This window comes from Mucilaginibacter defluvii (assembly GCF_039543225.1).
In the GTDB taxonomy this organism is placed as follows: Bacteria; Bacteroidota; Bacteroidia; order Sphingobacteriales; family Sphingobacteriaceae; genus Mucilaginibacter; species Mucilaginibacter defluvii.
On record NZ_BAABJI010000001.1, the window covers coordinates 115582 to 127936 of the forward strand.

Below are 12355 nucleotides of genomic sequence, written 5' to 3' on the forward strand. Positions count from 1 at the left end.
TATATAAGGGAGATTATCATGCTAAAGAATTTTTTGAAAGTTGCCTGGCGCAACCTGTATAAAAACAAATCGTTTTCATTTATACACATACTGGGGCTAACCATTGGCATTACCGTATGCATGATGATCTTCCTTTACATCACTAACGAGTTTAGTGTTGACAGCTTCCATCAAAAAGGGAAAAATATTTACCGGGTAATGCGCGGGTACGATGCTACTAAAGCACGTGTGCCATACCTATCCGGTCCGTACGCGCCGGCTTTGCTGAACGATTATCCGAATGATATTAAAAAGGCGGTGCGCGTTATGCCAACACAGGGATTGGTTACGCTGGGTAAAAATTCGTTTAGTGAAAAGCATGTTTATGCTGTTGACCCCGACTTTTTCGAGCTGTTTAGTTTCGGGCTGATAAAAGGTAATATTAATGCTGTTTTAAGGGATCCGCATAGCGTTGTACTTACTGAAACAACGGCAAAAAAATATTTCGGCAACGCCGATGCCATAGGTAAGGTGATTCAAATGGACAAGAGCCTGCCGCTTAAGGTTACCGGCATTGTGCGCGATGTGCCCTCAAACTCACACCTGAATTTTGACATGGTGATACCTATCACCAATTATGTTAACGACGAATGGTTTACCAGGTGGCGTAACAACAACGGATTTGTTTATGTAGAACTTAATAACAACGTTAACCCGGCACAACTTGAAAAGCAGTTTCCGGCTTTTATGGATAAGTATATGGGGAAGGAGCTGGCGCAGATGCATGCGCATTTCGACCTTGCGCTAACCCCGTTAAAGGACATTTACTTTGAAGAGTCGTCAAGCTTTGATCAAGTTAAACATGGCGATAAAAAGGTGGTTTATATCTTCCTGTCCATCGCCGTACTTATATTGGTTATCGCCTGCATCAACTTCATGAACCTGGCTACGCTGCGTGCGGTTGAACGGTCGAAAGAAGTAGGTTTGCGCAAAGTGTTAGGCGCCATGCGTAATAGCCTTATCTGGCAGTTTATTGGCGAATCGGTATTACTTACATTGATTGCCTGTGTATTTGCCACGGCTTTGTTGCTGCTGGTAATGCCGTGGTACAATAGTTTGCTGGGTTATTCACTATCAATATCATGGAGTTCGCCTGCCATATACCTTTTCTTATTAAGCGTAATCTTATTTGTAGGGTTTTTGGCCGGGAGCTATCCGGCGTTCTTCCTGTCATCGTTCACACCTATACAGGCGCTTAAAGGCAAGCTGCAACTGGGCAAGGGCGGCGCGTTTTTCAGGCAGGCGCTGGTGGTTGTACAGTTTAGTATTTCGGTGTTCCTGATTATCAGCACCATCGTGATTAAAAAGCAAATGAGCTTTGTGAAGAACAAGGACCTGGGCTATAGTAAGGCGCAAACCATAATAATTCCGATTGATAATGGCGACATTTATAATAACCGCAACAGCTTTAAAAACGAGCTGATGGCGCATAGCAATGTAGAATCAGTATCTATGATGTCGGGCGAGCCGGGCGGTTATTATGACAGGCATAGCTTTGAGGTGGAAGGCCAGCATGAAACATATAATGCCCGTACGGAGTTTGCCGATTTTGAATATGTTAAAACGCTCGGACTTAAAATAATAGCCGGACGCGATTTCTCTTCAAAGTTCGCTACGGACACCATCGGTTCGGCTTTAATTAACGAAACGGCCGCCCGGCAGTTAGGCTTTACCCCGGCGCAGGCTGTAGGTAAATGGATAATCGATAACATGCGCGATAGCAGCCGCAGGCATATCATTGGTGTTGTTAAGGATTTCAATTTCCTGTCGCTTAAAGAGAATATGGATGCGCTGGTTATCACTCCAGCCGAAGATCGCCGCGTAGCAGTAATCAAACTAAAACCGGGTAACCTAACCGCCGGTCTAAACCTGATCAAACAGGCTTACACCAAGGCGGCCCCAGCTTACCCGATGGAATACACCTTCCTCGATCAAAAATTTGATACTACTTACAAAGCCGATCTGCGGCAGCAAACCATACTGAGCGTGTTTTCGGGCCTGGCCATTTTTATTGCCTGCCTGGGCCTGTTCGGCCTGGCATCATTTACCGCCGCTAAGCGTACCAAGGAGATAGGCGTGCGTAAAGTGCTTGGTTCGTCGGTACAAAATATACTGATGCTCCTGTCGGGCGATATGCTGAAACCGGTACTCATCGCCACCGTTATCGCCATCCCGTTAGGTTATTACAGTGCCGATAAATGGCTGCAAAACTTTGCCTACCGCACGCCTATGCACTGGTGGGTTTTTGGGCTGGCGGCTATCATTACTTTCAGTATAGCCATATTCACGGTTAGCTTTCAGTCGTTAAAAGCCGCGCTGGCCAACCCGGTTAAAAGCCTGCGCAGCGAGTAAATAATAAAATATCTGTCGGCCTTAAAAACCATAAAAATGATACGCAACTATTTTAAAACCGCCTGGCGAAATATTAAAGGAAGCAAGTTTTACACGGCAATAAATGTTATCGGGCTGGCTTTGGGTTTAGTGATCAGCCTGTTTATATTATTGTGGGTTCAGGATGAATTGAGCTTTAACCGCTTTAACAGTCAGGCAAAAAATATTTACAAGGTGGGTATTATTGGTGGTACAGGCCCCACAAAGCAAGTGTTCTCGGTAGTGATAGCGCCTGTAGCCACATATGCCAAGGCCGAAGTGCCCGAGGTGGAAGATGCGGTACGCATTATGTCTATCGGCGGCAACACCCCCTTTAAATACAAGGATAAAGTTTTCACGGAAGATAGGGTAGCTTTTACCGACCCTTCATACTTCAACCTGTTCGGGTTTAACCTGATAAGTGGCGACAGGCGTAATCCCTTTAGTGACGATCAGTCGGTAGTAATAAGCAAGGCCATCGCCGAAAAATATTTCGGTAATGAAGATCCCTTGGGTAAGGTTGTGGTTTTAGGCCATGATGAGCAGATGAAGGTTAGCGGCGTTATTGATAACGCTCCGGCCAACTCAACAATAAAATATGATTTGCTGCTGCCTATATCGCGCTTTAACAATTTGGCATATACACAGGGTAACGTAAATTATGATGGCAAAACACGCCTGGCCTCAATGGATGCCGACTGGCATAACTTTGGCTTTGAAACATATCTGCACTTAAAACAAGGTGCAAATATTAACCGGGTAACCAAGAAGCTACAGGCCATACACGAGCGTAACAAACCCGACGACAAACCGGCACCCTACGTGGCGCAATCGCTGTTACTTACACATCTTTATAAAATAGGCGAAAGCGGCGGCGCTATTGAAACGGTGAGGACGTTTAGCATAGTTGCGGTAATGATATTGATAATTGCCTGCATCAATTACGTAAACCTTTCAACAGCCCGCTCCATGCTGCGTGCCCGTGAGGTAAGTATGCGCAAAATAATAGGCGCTGGTAAACTGCAATTGTTTACGCAATTTGTGGTAGAAACTGCATTTATATTTGCCGTAGCTACCGTTGTGGCCATCGGCGCCATGTATCTGCTGTTACCAGCTTATAATGAATTTGCTGGCAAAACGCTCACGCTTAGCTTAACCAATTATCAAATATGGTTTTGTATTGCAGTTACACTGCTGTTTACTTTAGCCGCTACCAGTATTTATCCGGCATTGCTGCTATCATCCTTTGAGCCATTAAAGGCGCTTAAGGGTAAAATTGCGGGCGGCATGGGTAAGGCAACTTTTCGCCGGGTGCTCGTGGTTATACAGTTCTCGGTATCGGTGGTGCTGATTGTAGGTACCTTGATCATAGGCAGACAAATGAATTTTATCCGGAACAAAAATCTGGGTTACGATAAGGAGAACGTGTTTTCATTTGCTATGCGGACGGATATGCAAAAACACTATGAGGCGGTAAAAGCCGAATTATTAAAGCAACCCGGTGTATTATCTGTTACCCGGCTGGGTGCAAATATTATAAACAGCGAGGGGTGGACAGGCGATAATGACTGGGAGGGTAAAGAAGCTACATCTAACCTATTGTTCCGCCCGGTACAGGTTGATGAAACCTCCATGCCTTTCTTCAAGTTTCCGATTGTAACAGGTAAGGGATTTACCGGTGCAGTTGCCGATTCAACGCACTTTATTGTGAATGAAACAGCGTTAAAAGCCATGGGCTTAAAAGATCCGATAGGCAAACGTATGCGACTATGGAAAACAACCGGCACCATTATAGGCGTTGTCAAGGATTTTCATATCACCTCAATGCACAATAAAATAGAGCCGGTGATATTTACTTATAACCCTAATGCTTGCTGGCGATTATATGTTAAAACAACCGGCATACAGGCTAACAAGGCTGTTGAGGCAGCTACGCGGCAGTGGAAACAATATAACGGGCAAATCCCATTCAATTACGCCTTTTTAGATGATGCCTTTAATAGTCTTTATCAAAAGGAGCAGCGAACTTCGGCATTGTTTAGCCTTTTTTCGGCGGTGGCAATTGTACTGTCATGCCTGGGGCTGCTAGGCTTGGCAACTTACACCGCAAAAGTTAAAACCCGCGAAATAGGGATACGCAAGGTGTTGGGCGCTAGTGTAGCCGGCGTAGTGCAATTGCTTACCAAAGAATTTATGTTGCTGGTGGGTATATCATTAGCTATTGCGGTACCCATTGCCTGGTTTGTTATGAACCAATGGCTTGCCGACTTTGCTTACCGCACTACCATAAGCTGGCATATTTTTGCAATGGCTGGTGCGTTTGCCATGATAATTGCTTTTATAACGGTCAGCTTTCAATCAATACGTGCCGCGCTGGCCAACCCGGTTAAAAGCCTGCGTAGCGAGTAGTTTAGTATTCACTGTTTAAATACGGATGTTATGTTCACCCAAAATTTACTGATAACCTGGCGCGGCCTGTGGCGTAACAAAACTTACGCGATTATTAACCTGGTTGGTTTAAGCGTTGGTATTACGGCATGCCTGCTGGTGGCCGCTATTGTGTTGGATGAACTATCATATGATAAGCAGTGGACGAAAGCCGACCGCATATACCGCGCCATATCAGTAAATACGCGTGTAAATGGCAGCGACCGTTTTCCGCAGGTGTTTACAGGTTTAGGCCCATCTTTAAAAAAGGACTTTCCGGAAGTAGAGGATTACTGCCGCATGTCGGTATATGGAGACCGGCTGAAAATCGGCAGCAACAGCGATGGCGTAGCGGTTCAAAATCTTTCAGCCGAAGCCTCTGTATGGAATTTTTTGGATTTACAGATTACTGAAGGTAATCCTCAAAAATTCGTACCGGGATATGCTAACCTAGTGATAACCGAAAAATTCAGGCAACAATATTTTAAAGGTCAAAATCCGGTAGGTAAAATATATTACACCATGCCCCAGTATGGCGATCCACAACCCTGCTTCGTAACCGGAGTAATTAAGGCTTTACCGGTTAATACACATCTAAGGGCCGATGTAATTTCAATTGTAGCCTTTCGCCCTAAAGACGACCTGTTGGCCAAAGAAGAATACGGCACATTCAGCACACAATATTTATTGTTAAAGGCAGGTACCGATGCGGATAAATTCAGTAAAAAAATCAATGCTTGGTACACTAAAGTAACCGCACCTAACAAGCCGGGCTATAGTTTTCAGTTACAACCCTTTCAGGATGTATACCTGCGTTCTGATTTTGCCGACCCGCAACCGGTGCAGGGCAGCATGCGCAACCTGTATATTTTTATTGCAGTGGCTGCTTTGTTGCTGGTAATAGCCTGTTTCAACTTCATGACGCTGACCACCTCACGCGTATTTAGCCGCATGCACGAAACCGGTGCGCGCAAAGTACTGGGCGCAAACAAATGGCAACTCATTTCAAGATATTTAACCGAGTCGCTGGTGTTTTTCAGCATGGCATTTGTGCTGGCCGGGGTGCTTTCGCAGTTGGTTATGCCATATCTGGAAACTTATGTGGGGCATCAGCTGGTATTCAACTCGTATAGCATTGGCTTTATATGGCTGGCTGTTGTTGCCGTGTTAACAATGAGTTTGCTCACCGGCATATACCCGGCCTGGTACCTCTCGCGGCCAGAGCCGATGGTTATATTGCGCAGCCAGGCCACAACCGGTTTTAAACTGAACTGGTTAAAAAAGTCGCTGGTGGTGGGGCAGTTCGTAATATCAATAGGTATAATTATAGCCACGCTGGTGGTACATTACCAGCTGAGCTACGTTGATAAGGTTGATATAGGTTTTGATAAAAATAATCTGATCAAACTGAACTATAATAATTGGGGTAGCAACGCTGAGTCATTCAAGCAACGGCTGAAGCAGTTGCCCGGCGTCGAGAATGTGAGTATCGCTTCGTGGACACCCGGTACCGGTGCCGGCAATATGTCTACAGAGATAAGCGTGCCTGGGCAAAGCGGTAAAATAAGGGCCAATTATATTTTCGGCGACGCCGACTTGCCTGCCGTTTTAAAAGTAAAACTGCGGAGCGGCAGGATATTCGATCCGAACCTGAAAACCGATGTGGTTAACGGCGACTCAATAATGCAGGTGCGCCAGGAACAAATGCAGGGCAAAAGCAACGAAAAAGTTGCTGACATCCGTCCGGTAATCGTTACAGAATACACCGCTAAATTATTGGGTGTAAAATTAAACACAAGTATCCCTACGGTTGAAGGTATGCCGGTTGGTATCATCAGTGATTTTCATAATGAATCCCTGCATTTTGGTATGAAGCCGTGTATCATCCGCGCCGAAAAAGTGAGTGAAGGTTATATACTCATCAGGTTCGCAAAAAATCACCCGGCAAATGCACTTGCAGCCATTAATACGCTGTTTAAGGCCGCCTATCCCGAAAAACCATTTTTATACGAGTGGGTGAGTGATCTGGTAAACGCCCAATACCGTAATGAGGCCAGGCTTAAGCAATTGTTCTTCAGTTTCAGTATGCTCATTGTATTTCTGGCCTGTCTCGGTTTGTTCGGGCTGATCACCTTTACCACGCAGCAGCGTGTTAAGGAGATCGGCATACGCAAGGTACTTGGCGCTTCGGTAGCCAATGTGGCTGCCCTGCTTTCTGCCGATTTTGTTAAGCTGGTGTTGCTGGCTATGCTGATCGCCACACCGCTGGCGGGCTATATTATGTCGCGATGGCTGCAGGATTTTGCCTTCCGCATCAGCTTAAGCTGGTGGATGTTTGGCCTGGCGGGCGCTATAACCATGTTTATCGCGGTAATTACGGTGAGTACCAAGGCCATTAAAGCGGCAACGGTAAACCCGGTAAAAAGCCTGCGCAGCGAATAATGCACTGTATCGTAAGCGAACAGTGTATGTTACGCCTGCGTACAGCAAGCAATTGATGGTCTGTATTAAGTGTCTGAATATTAAATAATTGCTGTTTTGGTACGGGCTTTAATTATAAAGTGTGCGGGCCTAAGTGTTCGTCAACCTTTAAAACTAATCATACTATTGCTATGCTAAAAAATTACATAAAAACCGCCTGGCGTAACCTTTGGAAGGGCAGGGTATTTAACATCATGAACATCATCGGCCTTTCGGTGGCGGTGGCTTGTTGTATCATGATATTCCTGACCGTGTATTATGAATTTTCGTATGATAAATTCCATACCAATCTTGATAAGATTCACCAGTTCTACTTTACAAAAAATGAAGCCGAAAAAGTAGAGAAAGCAACCTCAATGCCAGCGCCGCTTACCCCCGCGGTTAAGGCCGAGTACCAGGATATTAAATACATTACCCGCATGAGCAACGGTGGTACTGTTGTGCGTTATGGTGATAAACAACTTGAAGAAAGCATCCACTTTGTTGATCCTGATTTTTTGAAGATGTTCACCTTCCCGGTTGTTAAGGGTAACACCGATGCCCCGCTGAAGGATCTGAACGATGTGGTGCTTACCGAATTTGCGGCTAAGGCCATATTTGGCAAGGCTGATCCTATCGGTAAAAGTGTTGAGCTGAATTACTCGGGCGAGCCTGAAACTTTTGTGGTGAGTGCCGTGGTTAAAGATTTTCCACCCAACTCAAGTATAGGCTTTGACGTGTTGCTGCGGTTTGAAAATACGCCAACCTACCAGGCGAACATGAAGAGCTGGGATCATCATGATCACAGTGTGTTTATACAACTTAATGATAACATAGAGCCGGCCGCGTTTGAAGCCCGGCTGCAAAATTTTGTTAAAAAAACGTTTAAAACCACCATTGCCGATATGAAGCGCGACGGTGCCCGCCCGGATGCGCAGGGCAATGTGTATACCCTAAATCTTTTACCATTTGCTGATAACCATTTTGATACTGAACTGGTAGGGCTTGAGGGTAACTCGGTAAGTAAAATTTACGTAATGGCCTTACTGGCTATAGGGATATTTATTTTGGTTATCGCCTGTATTAACTTCGTAAACCTGTCAGTAGCCCGTGCATTTACCCGTGCGCGCGAGGTTGGCGTTCGTAAAACCCTGGGTGCCGGTAAGTGGCAACTGCTTACACAGTTTTGGATTGAAACCTTGTTGGTTTGTTTGTTCGCGCTCGTGCTGGGTATCATCATGGCCAATTTTGCCTTGCCCGGCTTTAAAGCAACTTTCCGCAGTCAGGTGTCAATGAATATGTTGCTTCAGCCCGTTCAGTTGGTGGTTATCATTGGCTTATTTATATTGATTACCATAATAGCGGGTTTGTACCCGGCTTTGCTGATGATGCGTTACAAAACGGTGATGGTTTTAAAAGGCACTGTAAATACCGTAAAGCCGGGCAAGGTGCGTAATATATTGCTGGTAACGCAGTTCTCGTTATCAACCCTGCTGATTGTTTGTACGCTGATTACCTGGCAGCAAATAAACTATTTTAAGAACAAGCCTTTGGGTTACAGTAAGGATGAGGTGGTAAGCATCCCGGTAGGTAACTCCGTTAACGGCGCACGCGCGCTCGAGTTGTTCCGCAACCAACTGAATGGCCAGCCGGGCGTGGTAGCTGTATCAGGTGCGTATGATAATATGGGTAACGGTAAAGATGGCTCAACCCGTACGTCAATTGTGGGCTTTACTTATAAAGGCCATGATATACGTACCAATATACAAGGTGTATCGTACGATTATGCCAAAACCATGGGCATACAAATTATTGATGGCCGCGACTTTTCGCGCGAGTATGCTACTGACAGTAATGCCGTTGTAATTAACGAAAAGATGGCCGCGCAGCTTGGCGGTAAAAATGTAGTAGGTACTTATTTGCCAATGGATGATAAGAAACCATCGTTGATTGTGGGTGTGATGAAAAACTTTCACTTCCGGTCGTTACGTAGCGAAATTGAGCCGCTAACCCTGGTGCTGAGCGGGTATGAGATGAATTATATATTTGTAAAGGTAAGGCCGCAAAACCTGTCGCAAACCTTTAATATGATTGAGCGGAAGTGGAAACAAACATTCCCGAATGCGGATTTTCAGGGTTCATGGGTAAATGAAAATACCGAGCGGCAGTATAAGGCCGAGCAGCGCCTGTCAACCATATTTATCAGCGGAGCGGTTATCGCCATCATTATATCCTGTATTGGTTTGCTCGCTATATCATTCATGATCATGGTGCAGCGTACTAAGGAGATCGGCATCCGCAAAGTATTGGGCGCTAACATAGCTGGGTTGGTATTGTTACTGTCGCGCGATTTTCTGAAACTGGTATTGCTGGCGGCCGTAATAGCTTTCCCGGTTGCGTGGTGGCTGATGAACCAGTGGCTGCAAAGCTTTGTTTACCGTATTGATATTCAATGGTGGATATTTGCTTTAGCCGCTTTTATTGCCGTGTTTATAGCTTTTGTAACGGTAAGCTTTCAGTCTATCAAGGCGGCGCTGGCTAACCCGGTACGCAGCCTGCGCAGCGAATAAGTAAACCCTAAAGATTCACATCGTCATGCTGAAAAATTATTTTAAAACCGCCTGGCGCAATATCACGCGCAACAAGCTATTCTCGGCCATCAACATTACCGGCTTAAGCATAGGTTTAGGGTGTGTTATGCTTATCATCCTGTACGTGCAGGATGAGGTAAGCTTTGATCGCTTTAACGAGAATGGCCAGCGCATTTACCAGATAGTGCACCATGGCCGTGGCCCCGAAGGAGATGAGCAGAAGGGCAGCATAACGGGTGCGGTACATGCGCCCATGTTTAAGCAGGAGATACCCGAAATACAGGATATATGCCGTGTTAACAGTTCATCCGGCCTTATAAAAAAAGGCACCGGGGTAATTAGTGAAAGGGGCATGTATGTTGATGACAGCTTTTTTAAAGTGTTTACTTTTCCGCTGGTGGCGGGTAACACGAATACGGCATTAGCTGAACCCAACAATATCGTACTAACCGAATCACTGGCAAAAAAATACTTTGGCAGTAACAATGCAGTAGGCAAAACGCTGCAAATAAATGTCGACGGTAAGTTTGAGCCATTTGTAGTAACCGGCGTAGCCAAACAACCGCCGCTGAACTCCACCATCCGGTTTGATTACGTGATGAACATCACCCGTACCTTCCAAAAACAGGAATGGAAAGCTAACGACTGGTTCAATACCTGGCTAAACTCGTTTATATTGCTACGCCCCGGCGCTGACAGGGCGTTGGTAGAAAAGAAGATGGACCGCGTGTTTAACAGCTATGCCGGTAAGCTGATGGTCGAATTCAGGAAGCAGTACGGTAATAAAATGTATATTAAATATGTGTTACAACCCTATCTTAATATCCACCTTGACAAAGGCAATTACTATGCGGGTAATGGTTTAACACCTAACAGCAAATCAGACTACTCGTATATATTAGGCGGCATCGCGTTGTTTATCCTGATAATTGCCTGCATCAACTTTGTTAATCTTACGCTTTCCCGCTCGTTACGCCGCAGTAAGGAGATCGGCATCCGTAAGGTAAGCGGCAGCTCGCGCGGTATGCTCATTGGTCAGTTTATGGGCGAATCGTTCCTGCTCACCATGCTGGCCTTTATGCTGGCCCTGGTATTGGTAAGTGTTTGTTTGCCGTTTTTTAATGAAGTGGCCGAAAAACAGTTGCAGCTAAGTTATCTGCTCAATTCGCAAACCATATTGTTAGGGCTGATCGTTTTGAATGCAGTCTTATCCGGCTTTTACCCGGCATTGGTTTTATCAGGCTTTAACCCGGTAGAAACACTTTATGGTAAGTTTAAAATTGCAGGCAACAACTACCTGGGCAAGGTATTGGTGGTGGTGCAGCTCAGCATCGCGGTGTTCCTCGCCATAGGTACCATCATTATGCAAAAGCAGTTTAACTTTATGCTGAACAAAGATCTGGGATATAAGCCCGATAATATCGTAAATGTTTATATGCCGTTCAACAATAATCCGGGTACTGATATTTTTAAGTCTGAATTAGGGAAATATCCGTTTATAAAAGGCGTCGCCGCGCAAAACACAGCGTTTAATAATTTTACAGGCAGGCAGTTCAAGGTCAATAACAAGGACTTGTTCAGCACCCAGTTTTTTGATGTCGATAACAATTTTATAAACCTGATGCGGATGAAGCTGGTATCGGGCCGTAACTTCAGCAGCACCTCTGACACGGTGTCTTGCATTGTCAACGAGTCATTTGTAAAAGCTGCCGGATGGAAGGGGAGCCCTATAGGCGAAACCGTTACCTGGAACGATAAACCGCGTGAAGTGATTGGCGTAATTAAAGATTTTCATTCCGCATCGCTGCAAAGCTCCATTGCGCCGCTGTTGCTTGATCAGGGTGTTAAAGATAATTACTACTATGTGTTGGTAGTAAAAATTGACCCCGCAAAAAAAGCCGAGGCCATACAAACCATACAGGCCACCTACAAAAAAATTGTGCCCGATCAGCCCTGTAATTATACTTTCCTGACTGATATGCTTGCCGACCAGTATAAGAGCGAAAAGCGATGGAAGTCGATCATCGGTACCGCGTCGTTTATCTCTATCGTGATATCGTGCATGGGATTATTTGGTTTGGCAACGTTATCCATTGAGCAACGGGTTAAGGAGATTGGTGTACGCAAGGTATTAGGTGCGAGTTCGGCGGCTATTGTAAGGCTGCTATCATTAAGTTACCTTAAGCTGGTTTTGGTCTCGCTTGTTATCGCTTCGCCCGCGGCCTGGTACCTGATGCACCGCTGGCTGCAGGATTTTCCATACAGGATAAACATGAACGGCTGGATAATAGCCCTGGCGGCTGCCGGTTCAATAGTAATTGTGCTGTTTACAGTAGGGTCGCAATCCATACGCGCATCCATGGCCAACCCGGTAAAAAGTTTACGTAACGAATAGTTTTAGTTTAATATCAAGCAAATGCCTCGCCTTTAAAGCGGGGCATTTTGCTTTTACAGACACATAGATAAAC

Annotated in this window: 5 protein-coding genes; all 5 read left to right on the forward strand. The window is 45.4% G+C overall.

What is annotated here, in order from left to right; translation table 11 throughout:
- The first annotated feature begins 18 nt into the window (after window positions 1–18).
- The 5 genes from ABD960_RS00490 (at window position 19) to ABD960_RS00510 (ending at window position 12282) form a co-directional block, all read left to right on the forward strand.
- Complete coding sequence (locus ABD960_RS00490; RefSeq protein ID WP_345328841.1) at window positions 19–2391, forward strand: ABC transporter permease; 2373 nt, start codon at window positions 19–21, stop codon at window positions 2389–2391.
- A gap of 36 nt (window positions 2392–2427) precedes the next feature.
- The gene (locus ABD960_RS00495; RefSeq protein ID WP_345328843.1) at window positions 2428–4818 is read left to right on the forward strand and encodes an ABC transporter permease; all 2391 of its coding nucleotides are present in this window, start codon (window positions 2428–2430) and stop codon (window positions 4816–4818) included.
- Between the two features lie 30 nt (window positions 4819–4848).
- A complete protein-coding gene (locus tag ABD960_RS00500) occupies window positions 4849–7278 on the forward strand; it encodes an FtsX-like permease family protein (protein WP_345328845.1) in 2430 nt (809 codons plus the stop codon).
- A gap of 170 nt (window positions 7279–7448) precedes the next feature.
- The gene (locus ABD960_RS00505; RefSeq protein WP_345328847.1) at window positions 7449–9866 is read left to right on the forward strand and encodes an ABC transporter permease; all 2418 of its coding nucleotides are present in this window, start codon (window positions 7449–7451) and stop codon (window positions 9864–9866) included.
- 25 nt (window positions 9867–9891) lie between these two features.
- Window positions 9892–12282 carry an ABC transporter permease gene (locus ABD960_RS00510; RefSeq protein ID WP_345328849.1) on the forward strand — a complete coding sequence of 797 codons (2391 nt, stop codon included), beginning with the start codon at window positions 9892–9894 and terminating at the stop codon, window positions 12280–12282.
- Window positions 12283–12355: the final 73 nt, after the last annotated feature.

What these genes read in the sequence shown, in the direction of transcription:
- ABD960_RS00505 (WP_345328847.1), top strand. Translation starts at nt 7,449, where the DNA reads ATGCTAAAAAATTACATAAAAACCGCCTGGCGTAACCTTTGGAAGGGC.
- ABD960_RS00490 (WP_345328841.1), top strand. Translation starts at nt 19, where the DNA reads ATGCTAAAGAATTTTTTGAAAGTTGCCTGGCGCAACCTGTATAAAAAC.
- ABD960_RS00495 (WP_345328843.1), top strand. Translation starts at nt 2,428, where the DNA reads ATGATACGCAACTATTTTAAAACCGCCTGGCGAAATATTAAAGGAAGC.
- ABD960_RS00510 (WP_345328849.1), top strand. Translation starts at nt 9,892, where the DNA reads ATGCTGAAAAATTATTTTAAAACCGCCTGGCGCAATATCACGCGCAAC.
- ABD960_RS00500 (WP_345328845.1), top strand. Translation starts at nt 4,849, where the DNA reads ATGTTCACCCAAAATTTACTGATAACCTGGCGCGGCCTGTGGCGTAAC.